General features: G+C 56.5%; 24 protein-coding genes and 1 riboswitch. Of the genes, 17 read left to right on the plus strand and 7 right to left on the minus strand.

Annotated features, from left to right (window positions below; genetic code table 11):
* Positions 1-53: 53 nt before the first annotated feature.
* Both AAFN83_RS08690 and AAFN83_RS08695 read right to left on the minus strand, forming a co-directional pair.
* Positions 54-746 carry a methionine ABC transporter permease gene (locus tag AAFN83_RS08690; protein WP_481810493.1) on the minus strand — a complete coding sequence of 231 codons (693 nt, stop codon included), beginning with the start codon at positions 744-746 and terminating at the stop codon, positions 54-56.
* Positions 743-1756: a methionine ABC transporter ATP-binding protein gene (locus AAFN83_RS08695; RefSeq protein WP_347768600.1), complete on the minus strand. Its 1014-nt coding sequence runs from the start codon at positions 1754-1756 to the stop codon at positions 743-745. The genes AAFN83_RS08690 and AAFN83_RS08695 overlap by 4 nt, the downstream gene beginning before the upstream one ends.
* A 213-nt stretch (positions 1757-1969) precedes the next feature.
* Positions 1970-2085, minus strand: a riboswitch (SAM riboswitch).
* Between the two features lie 244 nt (positions 2086-2329).
* Here AAFN83_RS08695 and AAFN83_RS08700 point away from each other — a divergent pair.
* The 9 genes from AAFN83_RS08700 to AAFN83_RS08740 all read left to right on the plus strand — a co-directional run bounded on the left by AAFN83_RS08700 (position 2330) and on the right by AAFN83_RS08740 (position 14785).
* On the plus strand, positions 2330-2980 hold the full coding sequence (locus tag AAFN83_RS08700; protein WP_347768601.1) for a hypothetical protein: 651 nt from the start codon (positions 2330-2332) through the stop codon (positions 2978-2980).
* A 228-nt stretch (positions 2981-3208) separates the two neighbouring features.
* On the plus strand, positions 3209-3409 hold the full coding sequence (locus AAFN83_RS08705; RefSeq protein ID WP_347768602.1) for a cold-shock protein: 201 nt from the start codon (positions 3209-3211) through the stop codon (positions 3407-3409).
* A gap of 274 nt (positions 3410-3683) precedes the next feature.
* The gene (recQ, locus tag AAFN83_RS08710) at positions 3684-5465 is read left to right on the plus strand and encodes a DNA helicase RecQ (protein ID WP_347768603.1); all 1782 of its coding nucleotides are present in this window, start codon (positions 3684-3686) and stop codon (positions 5463-5465) included.
* A gap of 69 nt (positions 5466-5534) precedes the next feature.
* A complete protein-coding gene (locus tag AAFN83_RS08715; protein WP_347768604.1) occupies positions 5535-6677 on the plus strand; it encodes a SpoIIE family protein phosphatase in 1143 nt (380 codons plus the stop codon).
* Positions 6678-6789: 112 nt separating this feature from the next.
* Positions 6790-9630, plus strand: coding sequence for a response regulator (locus tag AAFN83_RS08720; RefSeq protein WP_347768605.1), 2841 nt, complete (start codon positions 6790-6792; stop codon positions 9628-9630).
* A gap of 10 nt (positions 9631-9640) precedes the next feature.
* Complete coding sequence (locus tag AAFN83_RS08725) at positions 9641-10498, plus strand: CheR family methyltransferase (protein ID WP_481810494.1); 858 nt, start codon at positions 9641-9643, stop codon at positions 10496-10498.
* Positions 10499-10514: 16 nt separating this feature from the next.
* A complete protein-coding gene (locus AAFN83_RS08730; protein WP_347768607.1) occupies positions 10515-12593 on the plus strand; it encodes a response regulator in 2079 nt (692 codons plus the stop codon).
* A gap of 118 nt (positions 12594-12711) precedes the next feature.
* On the plus strand, positions 12712-13254 hold the full coding sequence (locus tag AAFN83_RS08735; protein ID WP_347768608.1) for a general stress protein: 543 nt from the start codon (positions 12712-12714) through the stop codon (positions 13252-13254).
* Positions 13255-13594: 340 nt separating this feature from the next.
* On the plus strand, positions 13595-14785 hold the full coding sequence (locus AAFN83_RS08740; RefSeq protein ID WP_347768609.1) for a glucose-1-phosphate adenylyltransferase: 1191 nt from the start codon (positions 13595-13597) through the stop codon (positions 14783-14785).
* 159 nt (positions 14786-14944) lie between these two features.
* Here the strand turns inward: AAFN83_RS08740 and AAFN83_RS08745 are convergent, their stop codons facing one another.
* The gene (locus tag AAFN83_RS08745) at positions 14945-15733 is read right to left on the minus strand and encodes an SDR family oxidoreductase (RefSeq protein ID WP_347768610.1); all 789 of its coding nucleotides are present in this window, start codon (positions 15731-15733) and stop codon (positions 14945-14947) included.
* A 269-nt stretch (positions 15734-16002) separates the two neighbouring features.
* Here AAFN83_RS08745 and AAFN83_RS08750 point away from each other — a divergent pair, with 269 nt between their 5' ends.
* Positions 16003-16578: a hypothetical protein gene (locus AAFN83_RS08750; protein ID WP_347768611.1), complete on the plus strand. Its 576-nt coding sequence runs from the start codon at positions 16003-16005 to the stop codon at positions 16576-16578.
* A gap of 185 nt (positions 16579-16763) precedes the next feature.
* On the opposite strand, the gene AAFN83_RS08755 is transcribed toward AAFN83_RS08750, so the two are convergent.
* Complete coding sequence (locus AAFN83_RS08755; RefSeq protein WP_347768612.1) at positions 16764-16931, minus strand: hypothetical protein; 168 nt, start codon at positions 16929-16931, stop codon at positions 16764-16766.
* Between the two features lie 153 nt (positions 16932-17084).
* Here AAFN83_RS08755 and AAFN83_RS08760 point away from each other — a divergent pair, with 153 nt between their 5' ends.
* Together AAFN83_RS08760 and rsbW (AAFN83_RS08765) are read left to right on the plus strand one after the other, a co-directional pair.
* Positions 17085-17432 (plus strand): STAS domain-containing protein, encoded by a 348-nt coding sequence (locus AAFN83_RS08760; protein ID WP_347768613.1) that lies wholly within the window; start codon positions 17085-17087, stop codon positions 17430-17432.
* Positions 17429-17875 carry an anti-sigma B factor RsbW gene (gene rsbW, locus AAFN83_RS08765; RefSeq protein ID WP_347768614.1) on the plus strand — a complete coding sequence of 149 codons (447 nt, stop codon included), beginning with the start codon at positions 17429-17431 and terminating at the stop codon, positions 17873-17875. Before AAFN83_RS08760 ends, rsbW (AAFN83_RS08765) begins: the two co-directional genes overlap by 4 nt.
* 91 nt (positions 17876-17966) lie before the next feature.
* On the opposite strand, the gene AAFN83_RS08770 is transcribed toward rsbW (AAFN83_RS08765), so the two are convergent.
* Complete coding sequence (locus AAFN83_RS08770; protein ID WP_347768615.1) at positions 17967-18422, minus strand: Dps family protein; 456 nt, start codon at positions 18420-18422, stop codon at positions 17967-17969.
* 183 nt (positions 18423-18605) lie between these two features.
* Between AAFN83_RS08770 and AAFN83_RS08775 the strand changes: the two genes are divergently transcribed.
* The 5 genes from AAFN83_RS08775 (at position 18606) to AAFN83_RS08795 (ending at position 21219) form a co-directional block, all read left to right on the plus strand.
* Entirely contained in the window at positions 18606-19070 is a 465-nt protein-coding gene (locus tag AAFN83_RS08775) for a DUF948 domain-containing protein (protein WP_347768616.1), read from the plus strand.
* Between the two features lie 84 nt (positions 19071-19154).
* Complete coding sequence (locus AAFN83_RS08780) at positions 19155-19511, plus strand: STAS domain-containing protein (RefSeq protein ID WP_347768617.1); 357 nt, start codon at positions 19155-19157, stop codon at positions 19509-19511.
* Positions 19508-19960 carry an anti-sigma B factor RsbW gene (rsbW, locus tag AAFN83_RS08785; RefSeq protein ID WP_347768618.1) on the plus strand — a complete coding sequence of 151 codons (453 nt, stop codon included), beginning with the start codon at positions 19508-19510 and terminating at the stop codon, positions 19958-19960. The genes AAFN83_RS08780 and rsbW (AAFN83_RS08785) overlap by 4 nt, the downstream gene beginning before the upstream one ends.
* Positions 19957-20727: a sigma-70 family RNA polymerase sigma factor gene (locus AAFN83_RS08790; protein WP_347768619.1), complete on the plus strand. Its 771-nt coding sequence runs from the start codon at positions 19957-19959 to the stop codon at positions 20725-20727. The genes rsbW (AAFN83_RS08785) and AAFN83_RS08790 overlap by 4 nt, the downstream gene beginning before the upstream one ends.
* Before the next feature lie 180 nt (positions 20728-20907).
* The gene (locus tag AAFN83_RS08795) at positions 20908-21219 is read left to right on the plus strand and encodes a hypothetical protein (RefSeq protein ID WP_347768620.1); all 312 of its coding nucleotides are present in this window, start codon (positions 20908-20910) and stop codon (positions 21217-21219) included.
* A gap of 227 nt (positions 21220-21446) precedes the next feature.
* On the opposite strand, the gene AAFN83_RS08800 is transcribed toward AAFN83_RS08795, so the two are convergent.
* Both AAFN83_RS08800 and AAFN83_RS08805 read right to left on the minus strand, forming a co-directional pair.
* Positions 21447-21803, minus strand: a complete 357-nt coding sequence (locus tag AAFN83_RS08800) for a YtxH domain-containing protein (RefSeq protein WP_347768621.1) — start codon at positions 21801-21803, stop codon at positions 21447-21449.
* A gap of 58 nt (positions 21804-21861) precedes the next feature.
* Positions 21862-22125 (minus strand): GlsB/YeaQ/YmgE family stress response membrane protein, encoded by a 264-nt coding sequence (locus AAFN83_RS08805; protein WP_481810495.1) that lies wholly within the window; start codon positions 22123-22125, stop codon positions 21862-21864.
* Positions 22126-22244 lie beyond the last annotated feature (119 nt).

Raw genomic sequence — 22244 nt, forward strand, 5'->3', positions numbered from 1 at the left:
CTATTTAATAGGAAGAACCTTTTGAACCTTGTTTTCAAAAGAACCCATCTTGCTTATTTGCGGCTGTAGCGGCGAACCAGTCGGTCTCCGAGGGTCTGGAGCAATTGGACGAGAGCGACCATCAGGACGACGGTTACGATCAAGATGCCGGGCTTGAAGCCGTAATAGCCGAAGCGAATCGCCAGGTCGCCGAGACCGCCTGCGCCGACAGCACCGGCCATGGCCGTGTAGGACACCAGGTTGACGGCGGTGATGGTTGCAGCGGCGATCAGACCGGGACGCGCTTCCGGCAAGAGCACGCGCAGGACGATCTGGAGACGGCTCGCCCCCATGGCCTGCGAGGCTTCGATGACGCCGCGGTCCACCTCGCGCAGCGTGGTCCCCACGAGGCGCGCAAAGAACGGGGCAGCGGCGAAGACGAGCGGCGGAATGGCCCCCTGGACGTCGATGGTTGTTCCGACGATCCACTTGGTGACCGGGAAGATGACGATCATCAGGATGATGAAGGGAACCGAGCGCAAGATGTTGACGACGACGGAGAGTACGGCGTAAACGGGCTTGTTCTCCAGAAACTGTCCCGGTGAGGTCAGGAAGAGAAAAATTCCGAGAGGCAGGCCGAGCAGGATGGTAAAGAGAAGCGAGAAGAGCAGCATGAGTAGAGTGGCGACAAGTCCCTCGCCAATCTGCGGCCAAGGAATGTTCGAGAAGGTAATCGCCAGTCCGACCGAGAGGAATCCGGTTGTCATAAGCGCTCCACCTCCACTCCGCGGGCAAGAAGGAGCCGGATGGCTTCTTCAACCTGCTCCGTTGTGCCGTTCAGCTCGACGACCAGCTGACCGTACGGCGTATCCTTCATGCGGGAAATCGTTCCTTGCAGGATGGCAAAGGAGACGTCCGCCTCGCGCATGCTCTCATAGAGAACCGGCTCGTAGGTCTTCTCGCCGATGAAGGTGATGCGCACGATGTTCCGCGTTCCCGCGGCTTTCTCGTGCTTCAGCACCTCCCGAAGCTCCGCTGAATCTTCGACCTGCTCGATGAACTCGCGGGTCGTCGGATGCTGCGGCTTCAGGAACACGTCGAGCACTCGTCCGGTCTCGACGATTTGCCCGCTCTCGATGACGGCGAGCCGGTCGCACACCGCCCGGATGACCTGCATCTCGTGCGTGATGAGCACGATGGTGAGGCCGAAGCGGCGGTTGATGTCCCGCAGCAGGGCGAGGATCGAGGCGGTGGTCTGCGGATCGAGAGCCGAGGTGGCTTCGTCGCACAAGAGCACCTTCGGATCTGCGGCAAGCGCCCGAGCGATGCCGACCCGCTGCTTTTGTCCGCCGGACAGCTGGGCCGGGAATTTGGTTCGATGCTCCTCGAGGCCGACGAGCTGGATCAGCTCGCTCACACGCCGGTCAACTTCCTCCTTCGGGCGCTTCGCGAGGCGAAGCGGGAAGGCGATGTTGTCCTGGACGGTGGCGGAGGAGAGCAGGTTGAAATGCTGGAAGATCATGCCGATCTTGCGGCGCTCCTGCTGCAGCTCCTTCGCGGTCAGGGTGGTGAGATCAGTCTCTCCGACGATCACCCGCCCCCCAGTCGGCCGCTCGAGGAGATTGATACATCGCACGAGCGTGCTCTTGCCGGCGCCCGAGTGGCCGATGATGCCGAAGATTTCTCCAGGCTCAATCGCCAGATTGATGTCGGCAAGCGCGGGAACGGTCTTGCTGCCAACGGTATAACTTTTGTGAAGCTGCTCTAGGCGGATCAAGGGCGGGCCATCCTTTCCTATAGTATGGTAATCCCATTGAAATTGATGGAATTATAAAAAGACGAGGTCCAAACGAAGGCGCAAGCTCCGGGTTTGCCCGGAAAATCGGAATGCTCCGAAGGGCAGGCCAAGTGCTCGGCGGGTCTTCTTCAACAAAAAAAGGCTCCTTTTTCTTATGAAAAAGGGCCTTGGAACGGTTGCAGTTCGGGTCCCTTCTCATTTGCCGGAGTCGATCACTCCGAAGGAATTGGCACCAATTTTCTCGTCCAGAAGAACGAGACGGTTGCCGGGCATCATCGGGCCTTTCCCTCCGCCACTCTTAATAAGAAGAACCAAGCTATTCAGTTGGATTTACTATAGATTGGAGTATATAACACCGCCTTGCAATCTGTCAACGGGTGTTATGGAGGGAATGAGGGTGGCAAATGCTAGAAGTGACATGAGTGAGCATTTATACGGCTTTTTCTCGTTGAGAGCCTTGGGTCAGAGAACCCGTCGATGCTTCATGAAGCTAATGGGCAGGAAGACTCCAAAATATAGTAGAATTCAATGGAGTAGGATTTAAATTGAGGTATGCGTTGGAAGGAACAGCCCTATTATAAGTGGCAGTCAGCCCGAGGTGAACGAATGAATTTTAGATGTGAGTGTGGGCAAAGAATACACGATAACACGGACTATTTATCCTATAAGGGATATTTGCTGTCTGACCAAGATCAGTTTGATCTCTTCGACGAGATTGACGATGCGATTGAGAACTCGGGGCCGTCTTCAAGGGATAAAGAAGAAGCTTCCATGAGAATCCGGTCCTTGCTGTCCGCCCTTTTAAAAACGGTTTATCAGTGTTCGAATTGTGGAAATATCTTCATTAATGATGATCTTCATAGGCTAGACATGTTCAGGAGGGCCAATCCAGGGAATCAGAACTTATTAGAGTCAGCTTTAGGGGACAAGTGGAGAGGGTTTCTCTATGCGGATTGGAAAGATAAAGTTCCCGATTGGCAATCTTCCAATGGAACTCTGTATAACAAAACGAATGGAAGCTCTCTGCCTGAACCATCCGTTGTCGATGGAAACTATGGGGATTGGGAGACCCTGGAGAAGGATTATTATCGGTTCTTTCATGACCTAAAGACCAAGGACGCCATAAGGTTTAGCCAATTGAAAAAGAACAATACCGTCATTCATTCATGGAGCTTACCTACAAAGCCGCTCTGTACGGAGTGATCGAAGAGCTCATATTATTGCAATGAGATTTATACTTTTTTTCGGGCGGAGTGTTTCAAGGGTGAAAAAGCAGGGTAACCATAATTGTGCTGTACCAGAATAGGGAGCGGCTTTCCCAGAATCACAAGTTCCGATCCGCCGCTGTTCCTAGACGGCATACATAAAGGCTGGCAGCGTGCTCGATTCGGAGCAGGCTCTGGATCTACGTACAAATGGAGGAATTATCGAATGCAAACGGGAACGGTTAAATGGTTTAACGCAGAAAAGGGCTACGGCTTCATTACTCCTGACGAAGGCAACGACGTGTTCGTTCACTTCTCCGCGATTCAGCAAGAGGGCTACAAAGCGCTGGAGGAAGGCCAACGCGTTGAATTTAACGTGGTAGACGGCGCACGCGGTCCGCAAGCCGAGTCCGTGTACAAGCTGTAAGGAACACGTTTAAGGAGAACCCTTCACACACCGGAAAAAGCAGAACTGCCCCTGAGCCGGGTGGTTCTGTTTTTCGTTATAACCTCCTGGATGCGGGTGCCCAAGCCGGGCTGCCGCGGCTTTCATCTCCCGGCGATATGCGGTATGGTAGGGAGAGACAAGCGGTACTCGTACGAGCGTATTTCTCAGCCCATGTGAAAGATCGTCATCACGCAGATCGGGCTTGAAGTACGCTCTCGTTTGGATAACCCTACATGATTAGGAGGCTACTTCGTTGTTGGAAGAGGCAAGGCAACTGTTGGAACGGTATTATGGCTATTCTTCGTTTCGTCCGGGGCAGGATCGGTTGATCTCCTCGATTCTAGACGGTCACGATGTGCTCGGCATTATGCCGACCGGAGGAGGAAAGTCGATCTGCTATCAGATTCCGGCTCTTCTCCTGCCGGGCGTGAGCCTCGTCGTGTCCCCGCTCATCTCCCTGATGAAGGACCAGATCGACTCTCTGACTCAGATGGGCATTCCCGCCACCTTCATCAACAGCTCGATCTCGGGCTCAGAGGTTGGCAAACGGCTGCGCGGAGCGTCGCTCGGCCAATACAAGCTGATCTACATCGCACCGGAGCGGCTGGAGCTCGAGAGCTTCCGCTCGCTGCTTCGCTCGCTTCCCATCTCCATGGTGGCGATTGACGAGGCGCACTGCATCTCGCAGTGGGGGCACGATTTTCGCCCGAGCTACCGCCGGATCGCGGAGCTGCTCGCCGAGCTGCCGGGGCGTCCGCGCGTCACCGCCTTTACGGCGACGGCAACCCCCGAGGTCACCTCGGACATCCTGGCCCACCTGAACATTCCGCGCGATCAAGTCTACCTGACAGGCTTCGATCGCACGAACCTGAAGTTCTCGGTGGTCAAGGGGGAGAACAAGCACGATTATCTTCTCTCGTTCATCCGGGAGAGGGCCGATCAAGCGGGAATCATCTATGCCGCGACTCGCAAGGAGGTCGATTCCCTTTGCGAGCTCCTGGTGAAGAAGGGCATCAACGCCGGACGCTACCATGCCGGGCTCTCCGACGGGGCGCGGAAGGAGGCGCAGGAACGCTTCCTCTACGATGATATCCGCGTCATGGTGGCAAGCAACGCCTTCGGCATGGGCATCGACAAGTCGAACGTCCGCTATGTCATCCATGCCAACATGCCGAAGAACATGGAAGCCTATTACCAAGAAGCGGGCCGTGCCGGGCGCGATGGCGAGCCGGGGGAGTGTATCCTCCTGTTTAGTCCCCAGGATACGATCATCCAGAAGTTTCTGATCGAGGAGGGCATCGGCGACCCGGAACGGCGCACGAATGAATACCGCAAGCTGCAGGGGATGGTCGATTACTGCCACACCACCCGCTGCCTTCGGAAGTATATCCTGAATTACTTCGGGGAAGAAGCGCCGGAGGAATGCGGCAACTGCGGCAATTGTAGCGATGAGGTGGAGGAAGCGGATCTGACGCGCGAAGCGCAGATGATCTTCTCCTGCATCTATCGCATGAAGGAGCGCTTTGGTGCGGCGCTGGTGAGCCAGGTGCTTAAGGGCTCGCGCAACCAGAAGGTAAGGCAGTTCCGATTCGACGAGCTGCCGACCTATGGACTGATGAGCCGCCATACGGAAAAAGAAATTACCGATCTCATCCATACACTTAGCGCCGAGGGCTACCTGACCTTGACCGAAGGGAAGTTCCCGGTGCTCAAGCTGAGCCCGAAGGCTGCGCGTGTGCTGCGCGGGGAAGAATCCGTTTTGCAGAGACGCCGCATCGCGGTTCGGCGGGAGGAAGAAGGCAATGCCGAGCTGTTCGAGGAGCTGCGGAAGCTGCGCAAGGAGCTGTCCGAGCGCGATCACGTTCCGCCTTATGTGGTGTTCCCCGACAGCACCCTTCGCGAGATGAGCGTGCTTCTGCCAACGGATCGAAGCTCCATGCTGTCCGTTAAAGGCGTCGGGGAAGCGAAGTTTTTGCGCTACGGAGTGCTTTTCCTGGAGAGGATTCAAGCCTACATGGAACAGGGAAGCCATTAGATGAAAGAGGGCCTCCTATGGGCCCATTATGGAAACCGATGGTGAGGTTTCCCGAAGGAGTAGAGCTGCATGAGAATTATGATTGTAGACGATAATCCGGTTAACCTGATCATCATCGAAAAAATATTGAAGAGCGAAGGCTACGAGGACTGCCTGGCGGTCAGCTCGGCCTATGAGCTATACAAGCACCTGGGCGTCGAATCCGGCGAACCGCCGGAATCGGATGTGGACCTCATCCTCATGGACATGATGATGCCCGAGATCGACGGGCTGGAGGCTTGCCGCCGCATTCAGCAGGTGGAACGCCTGAAGGACATCCCCATCATCATCGTGACCGCTCTCGGCGATTCGAACAAGCTGGCGGAAGCCCTCGATGCGGGGGCGATGGACTATGTCATGAAGCCGATCAACAAGGTGGAGCTCATGGCGCGCATTCGTTCCGCCCTGCGGCTGAAGAAGGAAATGGACTGGCACATCGAGCGCGACCGCCGCATCCGCAACGAGCTCGACCTCGCCAAGCAGGTGCAGCGAAGCGTACTCAGCGAGCCGGTGGACAACGAGATCATCCGGGTGAGCGCGAATTATTATCCGTCCTTCGAGCTGGCCGGGGATATGTACTCGTGGTACCGCATTGACGAGCATCGCTATGGCGTGATCCTGCTGGATATGATGGGGCACGGCATCTCGTCGTCCCTCGTCTGCATGTTCATCTCGTCGGTGCTCAAGGACACCATCACCCGTCTCATCGATCCCGAGCTGGTCATTCACGAGCTCAACCGATACATGACGCAGCTGTACAGCAAGGAGCATTTCATCCACTATTACTTCACCGCGATCTACCTCGTGATCGACACCGAGCGGAAGGTCGTGGAATACGTCAATGCCGGTCACCCGCCAGGGCTGCTGCTTACCGGGAACGGCGAGACGACGCTCCTGGACAAGGGGTCCTGCGCCGTCGGCTTCTTCGATCAGATCGACATCGCCAAGGCACGGATCGAGTACGACGGCGATTGTCGCATGTTTCTGTTTACGGACGGCCTTCTCGAGGCGGTGGAGCAAGCGGGCGGCGACTTGATGGAGGAGCTGACCGCTGCCAGAGGAACCGATCTCGATCGCATTCTGGAACGCATTCTTCCCGAGAGCATTCGTAAGGATCATCATGATGACATGTGCATGGTGATGGTGACGGCTAAGGAGCAGCGAGGAAATTAGTATCCGCTTTTGTTGACAAAAGCTCCACGGTTTCGGGAGTTTTGTCAACAAAGTAGCGGTACTTATCTCGTCGCAGTCTCGAAATCCTGACTCGGACGGTGGACCTATGAAAATGAAGATTCGAACACGCCTTTTTATCGGCTTTGGGGTGTTGATCATCCTGCTCTTTGCCATTGCGGGGGTGGGAATCAACCGGTTTTCGGAGCTTCGATCAGACGTGGATGAGGTCTACCGAGACCGCTACGAGCGGGTATCGAATGCCACCTCCGCCCGTCTCAGCATGAATGAGATGGCCAAGCATATTGCCAATATCCTCAACCAGGGCGGCTCGATTCGCGTGGAAGAGGAGCTTGCTCATCTGAGCGAGCGCAAGGCGAACACGGAGCGAACCCTCTCCCGGCTCAGCGATCTGTCGAATGATTCTCCTCGCGAGCAGAGCTTGTCGCTTGCGGCATCGCGGGATTGGACCAACTTCTCCAACTACGTGGTAGAGCTTCACGAACTCATCGATCAGAATGACTTGAAGGGGGCCGTCCAGCTGCGTGCGGAGGTCGGCCTCGGCTATCAGAACGCGCTGCAGGAGTCGCTGCTTCAATTGAGCAACTACCACGAGCAGCAGATGGACGCCGCACTGGATCAAATCAATGAAGCCAACCAGCGGATGCTGTTTTTGACGGGAAGCATGACCGGCGTTGCCCTCTTCCTGGGTGTTGCGGTGGTGCTCTGGCTCATTCGCAGCATCTCCGGAGGGCTCGGCGAAATGTCGGCGCTCGTCGCCTCGATTTCGAACGGCCGGTACCGGGCCGACGACATTCCCCCTCCGCCGGCTCGCCCCGACGAGTTCGACGAGATCGCGATTGCCTTTCACGAGATGATGCGGGACCTCTCCATCCGGCGGGAAAAGGAGCGCGAGCTGACGCTCCGGCTGGAGGAGGAAGGCTGGCACTCCGCCAGCCTGGCGCACATGCTGGAGCTGCTGCAGGCCTCCTCGGAGTCGAACGAAGCCGCCCAGCTCTTCGCGAGCGAGGTCGTGCCGCTGATCGGTGCCGCCTACGGCGCCGTGTACCTGCTTCGCCCTGATGCGGATGCGGGACAAGGGGGACAAGCCGCCGACGCTCGCACCCCTCGTTTCCTTGAGCGCTCGGGGGCTTACGCCTTCGAGGCAACGGAAGAACGCGGCTTCCGCTTGGGGGAAGGCTGGGTCGGCCAGTGCGCTCTCGATCGCAAGGAGATGCGGGTGACCGGGCTCCCGCCCGGCTATGTGACGCTCGGCTCCGGCACCGGACAGACCGAGCCGGTTGATCTGCTGCTCGTGCCGATCCTGCATGAAGGAGAGTTGATCGGCGTCTTCGAGGCGGCGGCGCTTCGTCCTTATGCAGAACGGGAGACGAGGCTGGCGGAGAAGCTGGTGGAGGTGCTTGGCGCCAGCGTGAGCCGCATCCGTTCCCGCAAGCGGATTGAAGAGCTGCTGCATGTCTCGCAGACGCTTGCAGAAGAATTGCAGACTCAGTCTGAGGAGCTGCAGCACCAATCGGAGGAGCTGCTCACCCAGCAGGAGGAATTGAGAATTTCCAATGGAAGGCTGGAGCAGCAGCTTCGGATCATCGAGGAGAAGAAGGGCGAACTGGAGGAGAACCAGCGTGTGCTGGAGCAGCAGAAGCGGGAACTTGCTCTGTCCTCCCAGTACAAGACCGAGTTTCTCGCCAACATGTCCCACGAGCTGCGAACGCCGCTAAACAGCATGCTCATCCTGTCCCAACTGCTCTCGGAGAACAAGGAGGGCAACCTGAGCGCGAGGCAGCGGGAGTACGCGGAGACGATACATACGTCCGGCGGCGACCTGCTGCGCTTGATCGACGACATCCTCGACCTGTCGAAGGTCGAGTCCGGCAAGATGGAGGTCCACCCGGATGCCGTGTCGCTCGCAGACCTGACGGATCATCTGCGCCAGCTGTTTGCTCCGCTTGCGGCGAAGAACGGCGTCGACTACCGGGTCGATCTGGCCCCATCGGTTCCACCGATGCTCTATACCGACGCCCAGCGGCTCCAGCAGATTCTCAAGAATCTGCTCGGCAATGCGTTCAAGTTTACCCCGCAGGGCTCGGTTACGCTGCTGGTGTCGGCCGCGATCCCCCCAGGGGAGTCGTCTGAAGCAACGGCAGCCCCGAGCATTGCCTTCGAGGTGAAGGATACGGGGATCGGGATCAGCGCCGAGAAGCAGGGACTGATCTTCGAGGCGTTCCGCCAGGCGGATGGAACGACAGGCCGCCGTTACGGCGGAACCGGACTCGGGCTGTCCATCAGCCTGGAGATGGCACGGCTGCTGGGAGGGTCGATTCGTCTGCACAGCGAGCCAGGCAAGGGCAGCGCCTTTACGCTGACCATTCCTCAATACCGGGAAGAGCTGGCGCCTGCCGACCTTGCCTTCCTGGAGCAAGCGCATCGGGAAGCGGCTCCCGCAGGGGAGCTGGAAACCCGCTCCGTTTCGAACGCACCGGCTCATCCCGGCCCTCCTGCTCCTTCTATTCAGGAGCACGAGACGGTCGAGGGGGAGGAGGCGAGGCTGGAGACCTCCCGGTTTGCCGGCAAGTCGATCCTGCTGGTGGACGATGACATCCGCAATGTCTTCGCCCTTTCCAGCTTTCTCGAAAGCTGCGGCATGACGGTGACCTTCGCGGAGAATGGCCTGGAAGCGCTGGAGCAATTGCGGGCGAATCCGGCTTTCGATCTCGTGCTCATGGACATCATGATGCCGGAGATGGACGGCTACGAGGCGATGCGCCGCATTCGCGAGCAGCCTGCCTTTGCCGAACTCCCCATCATCGCCCTAACCGCCAAAGCGATGCGCGAGGACCGTGCGCGCTGCATGGAGAATGGGGCTTCCGATTACATGGCCAAGCCGATTGATACGGCACAGTTGGTGAAATTGCTCAACGTGTGGCTATACAAATAAGGAGATGGACATGACTGATCGTTTGTACACCCCCCGCCTTGTCACCCCACAGGAGGAAGTGGAGGACATTGAAATTGACCTGCTGCTGGAAGGCATCTTTCGCGTATACGGCTACGACTTCCGGGATTATGCCGCATCTTCGCTCCGTCGCCGCATCTGGCACCGAATTCACGCGCTCCGGCTCCCCTCTGTTTCGAGCCTGCAGGACAAGGTGCTGCATGATCCGATGGAGATGAAGGCCCTTATCGGCAGTCTTTCAGTAAGCGTCACCGAGATGTTCCGTGATCCGGAGCTCTTTCAGCTGTTCCGCAAGGAGGTCGTCCCCTATCTGGCGGCGCTTCCGCAGATCCGCATCTGGCATGCCGGGTGCTCGACCGGAGAAGAGGTGCTGTCCCTGGCGATCCTCCTCCATGAGGAAGGGCTCCTGGACCGGGCGCGACTCTATGCGACGGATATGAACGAGGACTCCCTGGAGCAGGCGCGCAAAGGCCTCATCCCCTTGCGCAAAATGCGCGATTACACCCGCAATTACTTGACTGCGGGGGGGAGCGGCGAGTTTTCCGAATACTACACGGTCAAAAGCGACTATGCGGTGTTTCAGCCGGAGCTGCTGCAGAATGCCGTATTCGCCCAGCACAATTTGGTCACCGATCAGTCGTTCAATGAGTTTCACGTTATCTTTTGCCGCAATGTCTTGATCTACTTCAACAAGGAGCTTCAGGATCAGGTTCACCGGCTCATCTACGAAAGCTTAAGCCTGAAGGGGTATTTGGCGCTTGGAAATCGGGAGTCGATCAACTTCACCCATCATTCCGACAGCTACCAGCCCCTGAACGCGAGCGAACGGCTGTACCGGAAAATTCGATGATTGCGAGGGAAGAACGATGGCATTTCTAGAGCCCGTCAACATTCTGCTGGTGGATGACCATCCGGAAAATCTGCTTGCCATCGAGGCCGTGCTGGCCGAGGAGAATTACAACCTCGTCCGGGCGTCCTCCGGGGAAGAGGCCCTGCGCTGCCTGCTGAAGGAGGAGTTCGCGGTCATCGTGCTCGATGTGCAGATGCCGGGCATGGACGGCTTCGAGACGGCGCGCTTTATTAAGGCGCGCGAGAAATCCAAGAACATTCCGATCATCTTCATCACCGCCACGAGCAAGGAGACCGAGCAGGTCTTCACCGGCTATTCCGTCGGCGCGATCGATTACATGGTCAAGCCGTTCATCCCCCAGGCCCTGAAGTCGAAGATCGAAGGGTTTGTCAGCCTGTATGTCACCAACAAGGCGCTGCAGGTCCAGACCGAGCTGCTTCATGAGCAGACGCTGCAGCTGGAGAAGGCGAACCGCGAGCTTCTCTTGACCGCGCACAACCTGACCAAGGCGGAAGCGCAGGCGCGCGTGATCCGGGAAACCTCCATCGATACGATGATTACCTTCGACAAGGAAGGGATCATTCTGAAGATCAATCCGGCGGCGGAGACGATGTTCGGCTTCAAGGAAGAGGAATTGCTCGGTCAGCACATCAAGCGGCTGGTTCCTTCGATCTGCCAACTGGAGACCTGCCGCGGGGAAGGAACGCCGACTCACAAATACGTCACCGGCAAGCTGAGCGAGCTGGCTCTGCATCGCCGAAACGGTGATGACTTTCCTGCAGAAATTCAAATTGGGGAAGCCTTCATTGGGGACGAGCATCTCTTTGCCATCACGGTGAGCGACATCACGGAGCGGAAGAAGAGCGAGCGCGAGCTGATTCAGGCGAAGGAAGCGGCGGAGATCGCTTCCAAGGTCAAGACGGAGTTCCTTGCGATGATGAGCCACGAGATTCGCACTCCCATGAACGGAGTCATCGGCATGACCGATCTGCTTCTCGAAACAGAGCTTACGCCGGATCAGCGGGAGTTGGCGGAGGTGATTCGCAAGAGCGGCGATGCGCTTTTGTCTGTCATTAACGACATTCTGGACTTTTCCAAAATTGAATCGGGCAAAATGGAGCTGGAGAATGAGCCTTTCGCGCTCGAAACCTGCGTCGCGGAAACCTTCGACCTGTTCACGGCCAAGTCGCGCAAGCGCAACCTGGATATGCAATATTACCTCGATTCGAAGCTCCCATCCTTCATCATGGGCGATATTACCCGCGTAAGGCAGATTCTGATCAACCTGGTCGGCAATGCGGTCAAATTCACCACGAACGGCAGCGTGTATGTCATAGTGAGCCTGCTGGAGGACGAGGAAAACCGCGTGAAGCTGGAGTTTGTCGTAAAGGATACCGGTGTAGGGATTCCAAAGGACAAGCTGGACCGGCTCTTTAAGCCGTTCTCTCAGATCGATTCTTCCATGACACGTAAATACGGAGGAACGGGTCTGGGTCTGGCCATCTGCAAAACCCTCATCGAATTGATGGGCGGGGAAATCCGCGTTGACCCGGAGGCGGAGACCGGAGCAACGTTCTTGTTCACGATCTACGCTGACAAGGTGGAAGCCGAGCAGCTCGCTCAATTGGAGGCCTATAAGGCAGCTCCTGCCGCCCCGGTATCGCAATCGCCTTCCCCGGTTCTTCGTCCTCTTCGCATTCTGGTGGCGGAAGACAATGCGGTGAACCAAAAGCTCATGGTGCGCATTCTGGAGAGCATGGGCCATCGTGTCCAACTGGCGGAGACGGGCAAGGAAGCCGTGGAGATGACCCTATCCGAGCCATATGATGTCCTCTTCATGGACATTCAGATGCCGGAGATGGACGGAATTGAGGCGACGAAGGAGATCCTTCGCCTGCTTCCACCGGGTGAGCAGCCCCGCATCATTGCCATGACGGCGAATGTCTTGAAGGAAGAGCGCGAGCGCTGTCTCTCTGCGGGAATGGCCGATTTCATGGCCAAGCCTGTGAAGGGCCCGCTCATACGTCGATTGCTTGAACGTACCGGGGAGGAGGAGCCGCAAGCCTCCTCCACCTACGGAGAGTCCAGTGCCTAGAGCGTGCTTAAACCTGGAGTAAACCGGGTGAGGTTGGAGCATGCTCTAGGCTGGAGAGGTTTGAAAGCCCTTACGTTCGGGTAATACAAGCTAACCCGAACAACAAGGAGGAACTCTCATGAACAAGAAATTGGTGGGTGTGTTTCGCACCGAGGAAGAGACGGTTCGTGTCATCGAGGCTTTGAAGCGCCAAGGCTATACGGAGAATGAGATCTCCGTCGTCGGTCGGGGCAGCGAGGATATCGAAGGCGTGAGCCATCCGGCAGCGGAGACGAAGCTGACCGAGGGCTTGACGACGGGAGCTGCAGCAGGCGGCGTTCTTGGTGGAACCGCCGGGTTGCTGGCAGGAATCGGAGCATTGGCCATTCCCGGCATCGGTCCCATCCTGGCGGCCGGTCCGATCGTAGCGGCATTGACAGGTGCTGCGGTTGGTGCGGGAGCCGGAGGGCTTGTCGGCGGATTGGTGGGCCTCGGCTTCAGCGAGGAGGAGGCGATCACGTATCGGGATTATGTAGACGACGGCTTTCTGCTCGTCCTGGTGGATGCGGATCCGGAGAAAGAACGAGCCGTTTACGATTCGTTCCGGGATCACCACTCCCTGAATGCCGACTCTTATGCTTCCCGTTACGGATCAGATATCCCTCCGCATAAATTGGTCTAATGGCCCATTTTGGTCCTGCACACCGAAAGAAGTCCCAAGCCTGCCGCTAGCATTCCGGCAGGCTTTTTACGTTTGTCGGAAGCATTCGAAAGGCCGGAGCTGGGCGGTTTTCACGGGGCATACTTGCCGGAATCAAACGCCATACTAAGGCAAGAATCCTGCAGTCGGGCACGGATGGAGGCCGGCTTTGTCGAATCACGCGGACGGTTCGCCACGCGCGAAGCTGTTTCAGGGAGAGACGGTTCGTTTAATTACCTACTACGAACGTTTGGAACGAAGCGGGCCCGATCTTCCGAACAACAACAAGTTGGAACCCATCTCATAATCGAAAGGTGATCGTATGAAACAGCAGATCGAATGCGTGGCGATGCTTCTCGCCGGTGGGGAAGGAAAACGACTGGGCGCCCTTACCTCCCAGATTGCGAAGCCGGCTGTACCGTTCGGCGGCAAGTATCGCATCATTGACTTTACCCTCAGCAATTGTGCAAACTCAGGCGTCTCCCACGTGGGGATCCTCACCCAATACCAGCCGGAGCTGCTACATTCTCATATCGGCAACGGCTCGCCCTGGAAGCTGAATGAGCTGGGCGGAGGAGCGGCTCTCCTGTCCCCGCAAGGCTCCCGCATTTATCGGGGGACCGCAGATGCCATTTATCAGAACTTTGCTTACCTGGAAGAAAAAAATCCGGAATACGTATTGGTCATCTCCGGTGATCATATCTACAACATGGATTACCGGAAGATGCTCGACTACCACAAGGCCCGGAAGGCGGACGCCACCATCTCGGTCATTCCGGTGAAATGGGAGGAAGCAAGCCGGTTTGGCATCATGAATACCGACAAAGCGGGCCGGATCACAGACTTTGTCGAAAAACCGGCCAAGCCGCAGAGCAATCTGGCCTCCATGGGGATCTACATCTTCAATTGGAAGGCGTTGCGCAAGTACCTCATCATGGATGCAAGCAACCCTTCCTCAAGTAATGACTTTGGCAAGGACATCATCCCGCTTATGCTGCAGGAAGGGGCCGGGCTTCATGCCTACTCCTTCAAGGGCTACTGGAAGGATGTCGGGACGGTCCAAAGCCTGTGGGATGCCCATATGGACCTTCTGGAGGCGAAGCCGGCCATTGCCCTGAACGGGGAAGAGTGGCCGCTCTATACGAACTGCGAGTCGTCCTCGACCCAGTACATTTCGCCTACGGCCAAGATCAGCCGTTCGAGCATCAACGATGGCTGCCGCGTGTTCGGCGAAGTCGATCATTCCGTCATCTTCTGTAACGTCGAGATCGGTGAGGGAAGCCTGGTTCGAGACAGCATCATCATGCCCGGTGCGGTCATCGGCAAGAATGCCATCATTCATAAGGCCATTATCGGCGAAGGCACCGTTGTCCGCGATGGAGCGGTGGTCGGCGATTTCGAGGAATCCGGCATTGTCGTGGTCGGCGACCATGAGATCGTGGTCAAGGAATCGGAGCGGGTGTCCAAGCTGTTCAGTCCACGCAGCTCTGTACTATTGGAGAGAATCGGGTAAAGAGCCCGGTTCTCTTTTTTTATATGGTCCACTTCAGCAAAGAAAGAGGTTCTGCTCGCGCCATGCTTTCGCTGCGCGAGCAGAACCTCTTTTTCGATCGGATGGATAGAAGCGATACCGACTGATGCGATGGCGGCCGGCCCTCCCCAGTAGGGCTTCTTAGCCGCGCAGGAGGGATTCGGCTCCATCAATGAAGATGGGGGTGCCGGTGATATGCGAGGACTCATCCGAGGCGAGAAACAGCACCAGATCCGCGACATGGTCCGGTTGGCCGGGCCCTTCCTGCAGCGGCTGATCGCCATCGGGAAATTCCACTGGAATTCGGATTCGCTCCAACTCAGGCCGATAATCGGTGTTGTCGTCGATCCCGGTCTCGATGGCGCCCGGACAAATCGCATTGACGCGAATCTTGAACTTGGCCAGCTCCAGGGCGGCCATCTTCATGAAGGCCACCTGTCCGGCCTTGCTCGTGCTGTAGATGCTGAAGCCGAAGTTGGAGAACATTCGGTTGCCGTTGATCGAGCTCGTGATGATGATGCTCCCGCCCCGCTCCTTCATGTGCGGGATGGCGTATTTCACCGTGAGGAACGTTCCCCGGAGGTTCACATCAATGGTCTGGTCCCAATCCTCTACGGTCATCTCTTCAATCGGCGCGATCTTGCCGTTGATACCGGCGTTTGCAAAGACGATATCGAGCTTTCCCCAGAGATCGACGACATGCTGGATGCCCTTTTCGATCATCTCGGGTTCGGCGATATCGGTCTCGAAGACACAGGCCTCGCCGCCGAAGGATTCGATCTCAGCCTTGACCTTCAAGGCCGGCTCCAGGGATCGATCAAGCAGGCAGACCTTGGCTCCATTCCGGGCAAGCCGGAGGGCAGCCGCCTTGCCGATGCCCGAGCCTCCACCGGTGACAAATGCAACTTTTCCCTCGACGCGTTTCTCCATGTTCTCTCCTCCTTATGGTGACGACAGCCTGCTCCCGCCATTTCTTTGGTTGCCAAATGGAAGGGGAGCAGGCTGCAAGTATCGGTTTCCCTTTTCATTACCCGGAACGGGCGGATGCTGAACCAAGAGCAAGCGGGCGGGTGCGGTGGACAAGGCAGGATATTTTGCCCATTCGCTGGTTCACCCTCCTCCAGCACGGTTATGTATAACTATCACCCGTTCAAGAGAGCGGATCCTGAATGGGACCGCGCTCGGAGGAGGGAAACTCGATGAATCGAAGATGGGCCTGTGTACTCCTCAGCAGCAGTCTCCTGCTGATGGGAAGCCAATATACCCCGGTCGTCTCCCACTCGCCGGCTGCTGAACCGCCGGTTGCTGCTGTCCATGCGGTCGGTACCGTACCAGACCTTCCCGGTTCGGAGCAGCCGATTCCGGAGCAACCGAAGGAAGAGGTTCGGGACAAGCACTCCCTGGTCACGGTGAATGGCATCTCGCTCGCGGACACCCGCTCCGATGTGATTGCGAAGCTGGGGGTTCCGCTTGAGATCAGCCGGGACCCGCTGATTCCCGAACTGGAGCTGTACCATTATGCCGGGCTGGAAGTCACCTTCTCGGGAGAGCATGTGCACGACCTGGCGGTTCCTGCCGAAGAAGGCTCCCTGCTTTTGGACGGGACTTCCGTTGCCATCACGCCGGAAGCCATTCGGGAAGCGTTGGGGGACCCGGACTACGTCGCAGAGGACGGTCTCGTCTATCAGCGGGACTTCCGTCTCCTCAAAGTGTACTTGAATGTTGATGAGGGACGAATCGCGGTCATTCGCTACTACTCCCTGTCCAATACTTGATGATGATTACGCAAGGTCTTCGTACGGCGGCACGCTCCTGGTGCTGCCGTTGCTTCATGCCTAGGGAAGGAGGGAGAATCCCTGCGATTTCCATCTAACGAAAAAGACCGCCTCTCCCAATGGAGAGACGGCCCGCATTCAAGTTTGAAGACATGCTCTAGCTGGTAAGCAAGGTGGCCTTTGCGTCAGGAGAACAGCGGGAATACATAGCGAACGAGGAAGTACAGAGCACCGAAGAAGATGACGATGTAAGCGAAATATTTGATGAAGGTCGAGGCAACCAGGCTGGAATCATGTTTTTGTTCCACGTTCGTGCTCGTACGTTCCACTTCGATATCTTTGCGTTCGTCCATGGAAGTCAGCTCCTTTCCTCTTTGAGGGGTAGTAAGTCTACCTTTCCTTACACAGCAGGGAAAGCTTTGAATCGACAGCAGACGAGCCGTCGTGTCTTTTTTCAGCAGGATTTGATAAACTGGCATCAGAGAAACCGATTGGGGGATAACCAGATGAATCGTAAAAAGTTTGAAGTCATCGCTCGTGAAGAAGCCGATCAGCATACGATTTATGTCAAAGGCGAGCTCGACCTCGCGGTCGCAGCAGAGTTTCGATCCGCCATCGAACCGCTGATCTCAACGGACAAAGAAGTGATCCTGGACATGGGAGAGCTCACTTATATCGACAGCACCGGGATGGGCATCCTGATCTTCTTCCTGAAGGCTCGCAAGGAGGAGAATCGAGCGTTTGCGGTGCAGAACATTCCACAGAAGATCAAGAAGCTGCTTGATCTGACCGGCATCACCCGTTTCTTGCCAGTGCAAGACGGGGCACCCGGTCAAGAGGCGGGAGAAGTATGAGGGCCGAGAAGAGAAGGATCGCGCTCACCCTTCCAGCAGAAGCGGAGTGCATTGACATCGCCAGGTTGACCCTCTACGGGATCTCCAACCAGATGGGCTTCTCCTATGAAGACATCGAGGACATGAAGGTCGCCATCGCAGAGGCCTGCAACAACGTGGTGCTGCACGCATATCCCAGCGATCCCCAAGGAACGATCGACATCGAGTTTTGGCTGAACGAGGGCGATCTGACGATCACCGTGAGCGATTCCGGCACCAGTTTCGCTTATGAGGAGCTGGGGGAATTGGGACAAGCGAGCATGCCGTATGAGGGCAAGACACTGGACGACATCTCGGCGGGAGGCCTGGGGATCTACCTGATGCAGGCGCTGATGGATCGCGTCGAGGTGGAGCAGGAGACGGGCACGAAGGTGACCTTGACGAAATATCGCACCTCCGTTTAAGACGAGGCGTGATCGAAACCAAAAGAAGACTCGACCGGCGATAAGCACGGTCGAGTCTTCTTTTTGGCTTTCGCTGCTACGGATGGGCGGCTTAGCCCAGGAAGGAGCGCAGCATCCAAGCGTTCTTTTGCAGATCGGTGATCGTTCCTACGCACAGGTCGGCGGTCGAATCGTCTTCCGCATCCTCGGCGATGGTGATCGTTTCCTTCAGCTCGGTGACGAGCTGTTCCAAGTCGGCAAGAACCGCTTGTACCATTTCTTTGGCGGATTCGCCGCCCTTGGCTTCGCTGATCGTGGAGACAGCCAGGCTTTCCTTGAGCGTGGAGATCGGCTTGCCTTGGAGAGCCAGGATGCGTTCCGCGATTTCGTCAAGCTTTTCGGCCGCGTAGTCATACAGTTCTTCCAGCTTGGAATGAAGCTCGAAGAAATTAGGACCGGTCACATACCAGTGATAGTGGTGAAGCTTGGTGAAGAGCACCGTCAGGTTGGCCACTTGTTGGTTTAGTGCGCCTACGACGTCTTTTGTTTTATTTGCGGTTGTTGCCATGTGGGATTCCTCCTCATTGATTAGAATGATTCAAAATGCCTTCTGTTTTATTATACCCATTCCGGTGCGAACTGAATATGAATTATTTTTCACAATCTGAATGGTTGTGAGCTTTTCGTTTCAGCGCCGATTCCTGCGGGTAACAAGCCATACATCCAACGAAACCCGAGGAGGTAGAACTGCATGAATATCATTGTAGAGGTCAGCATCGCCCTCGTTGCCGTCGCATTTGCCGTTCTGGTCATTTTCCTGGTTCGAACGCTGAATATGGTTCAAGCTTCCCTGAAGGAGACCAATCAAACCATCTCCGATGTCCAACGCGAACTAAACGATGTTAGCGGCGAAGTGAAGGGGCTCATCCGCAACACCAATCAGATCACGATGGATGTCCGCCATAAGATGAAGGCGCTGGATTCTCTCTTTGGCACCGTGGAGAATGTCGGCGATACGCTGGAGGGGGTCACGTCCTCTCTGAAAAATGCTTCCAGCCGATTCGCGACCAACGTCAACCACAACATGCGGCAGGTGGAGACGACGGAAAACAAACCGCTCTATCGGGTCCTGAACACGGTCAGCTCCGCGATTGACATTTGGCAGCGGCTGAAGGTGCATCGGATGAACCGCAAGCGGGAGGCGGCAGGTTCTTGACCGCCTCCGATCCCCCTGGATTTCCCATGATTCAGCCTTTTGGGGAACGGGTAATGTCTATCGTACCCAGAGGGAGGAAATGATATGATCAAAGAAAAGCTAACGATCACCAAGCAAATCACTTCGCGCGCCGTCACCATCTCGCTCATCGGTGAGCTTGATCTATCTGCAGCGCCTGAGCTGCAGGCGGAGTTGGAGCCTTACGTGAATCAAAACGTACGCAGCCTGATCCTCAACCTGAAGGATCTCCATTATATCGACAGCACCGGCATCGGCATTCTAATCCGCGTTTTGAAGCATCGCAAGGCCCTGGACGGCGGCTTCAAGCTAGTTGAGGTATCCCCCAAAATCAAGAAGCTGTTCGACATTACGGGAATCTCGCAATACTTGGACCTGGAGGTTGCAGGGCCTTCCCAAGAAAGGAAAGAAGAAATTGTATGAACCATGAAGAACAGCAAGTCCAATTGATCGTGCCGGCTGACGCGCATTACGTGGATATCGTCCGTCTCACCCTGTATGGCATAGCGACCAAATGGGGGTTTTCCTACGAAGATATCGAGGATATGAAGGTAGCGGTTGCCGAAGCCTGCAACAACGCCGTCCTTCATGCCTACAAGGATCAAGAACCGGGCAAGGTAGAGGTTACCTTCAGCGGAATGGAAGGGAAATGGATTCGTATATCCGTCAAGGATCAAGGCGCGAGCTTTGACTACCATCGCCGCAGCGGGCAGCCGGATGCCCTTCACAACAAGCAACTGGATGAGATCCATGCCGGCGGCCTCGGCATCTACATGATGCAGGCGTTGATGGACGAGGTTCAGGTCATCACCGAGGCCGGTACCGAAGTGATCTTGACCAAGTTTCTCGAGCGGAATGGGGAGTTGGCATGAAGGCGAATGAGCCTGCACATCAACAGGAATTACTCCGCAAAATCGCGGAATACCAAGAGACGGGGGCCGAGGAGGTCGTCACGGAGCTTCTGATGGAGTATGAAGCGCTGGTCAAGATGGCCGCGGGCAAGATGTCCCGCAATCGTCCCGATCTCTACGAGGACCTGTATCAGGTGGGGCAAATGTCACTTCTTCGGCTGCTCAAGCAATTCGATGCGAGCCTTGGCATTCAGTTCGAGGCGTATGCGATGAAAAGCTTGATCGGCCACATGAAAAACTACCTGAGAGACAAGTCCTGGTACATACAAGTGCCGAGACGAATCAAGGAAAAGGGACTGCTCATTCAGCAGACCATCGACGAGCTAACCATGAAGCTGGAGCGCTCTCCGAATATCCAGGAGATTGCGACAGCTCTTGAGCTTACGGAGGAAGAGACGATCGAGGTGCTGGCCGGCCGGGAGTGCTACAATTACGTGTCGCTGGACACCCCTCTTTCGAGCGATGAAGGAAGTGCCACCATCGGTGATTTGATCGGCAGCGCGGCGGACGATTACCACACGATCGAGATGCGGATGGACTTGCAGCAGGCCTTCGTGTATTTGAAGGAAGAAGAGCGAAGGGTATTGGTCATGGCTTACAGCGAAGGCCAATCGCAGCGAACCATCGCCCAGGAGCTGGGCATTTCGCAGATGAGCGTCTCCCGCATCCAGAAGAGAGCCATTGAGAAGCTGAAGGATCACCTGACCGAGAAGAAGTCGGTAGGGTAACGAACACCGGAAACCTTCCGGTGTTCTTTTTTGTGTTGCCTGTCGGACCCGGATCGAGCAATCCGGAGGTCGTCTGTGGTTTACATCCTCGTGCCAGCGGGTAAGGAGTGGTACCCCGCTCATGCGGGGTGGCAAGTGGTGGGATGAGACTCTCATTATCGAAAAAGGCGGTGCGTAGAGATGATCAAGCATCGGATCAAGTGCTTTGACAGCGAGCTTCTGGTGCGAGTTGCCGGAGAGTCTCGCTACGAGCTGACGATTCAAGCATCCTCCAACCCGCTCGGGCTGGGCAATGTCCTCTCCAGCTTCGAGAGCCAGGAGGCTGCCGAACAGGCTGCCGAGCGCTTCTGCACGCTGTTCTCCGCTGCGAGGGAGAAAGGATACTACCTGAAGGAGAAGCAGCTGACAAAGCCCGATCGCGAGGCGATCGAGGTGGAGCGGCTGTTCGAGCCTGGCTTGACGGTGGAAGCCTTCGTCCAGCAATTGGACTGATCGGGAAGCAGGAACGCCGCCAGGATGGAATAAGAACCGAGAGGGCTTCCTCCGAACAGGAGGAAGCCCTTTGCATGGCTTCTACACCGAAGGAACTTCGCCGTTCCCGCCCGTGTTCCACGCAAAACGGATTCCGACCAGTGGAGAAATCTCCGCTTGATCGGAATCCGTTGATTTTGCATGAGGGTTGGGAATACTCATTGGATAGAGAGACAAGAGAGGATCGCTTAGAACCGAGTCCCTGGCTTGTTGGCATCCGCTTCTTCGGCTGCTTGGTTCTTCACGTCATCCAGCTTCTCTTTGCCTTCCTCCAGCACTTCGGTGCCCGCCGTCTTGGCGATGCTCAGGGTATCCTTGGCTGAGGAAATGACGGCACCGGCTTTGTCGGCTGCGGAACGAGCGAGCTCCGTCGCAGTCTGAGAGACGTTGCCTGCTACGCGAGTCGTGGATTCGCACAGCCCTTGATAACGGTTTGACAGGTCGCTTCTCAGCTCCTTGCCTGGCTTCGGGGCGAACAGGAGGGCAGAGGCGGCACCGATCGCGGCACCGACCAACAAGCTGGAAACAGCACTTTTCTTTGTCATGAGAAACACGCTCCTTTTGTGTTATTCGGTGGAGACTAGGGAGTAAGAGCAGCGACGGTTAGCGGGCTTTCGACATGCCCTTGAACAGAAGACCGACGAGGAAGACGAAGATAGCGGCTCCCAGAATGGCCGGGATGATGGCGAAGCCGGCGATCGCGGGACCGAAGCTGCCGAATAGAAAATGGCCGATCCACGCGCCTACAAAACCGGCTACCATCGAGCCGATGATGCCGCCCGGCATATCCGAGCGGACCAGCGCATCTCCGATAAACCCGATGATGATGGCCATGACGATGCTGATGACGAGTCCTAACAGGCTCATGAGCTTCCGCTCCTTTCGTTAACAGGATGTGTTGTGTGTTGCCTACCATCATGTAAACGCATGGATTTGTCTTGAATCATCGGAAGGCCGCGCTGTTTGCGGGTTCCGGGTCACGGGTA

It is taken from the genome of Gorillibacterium sp. CAU 1737, assembly GCF_039888655.1.
Lineage (GTDB): Bacteria > Bacillota > Bacilli > Paenibacillales > NBRC-103111 > Gorillibacterium.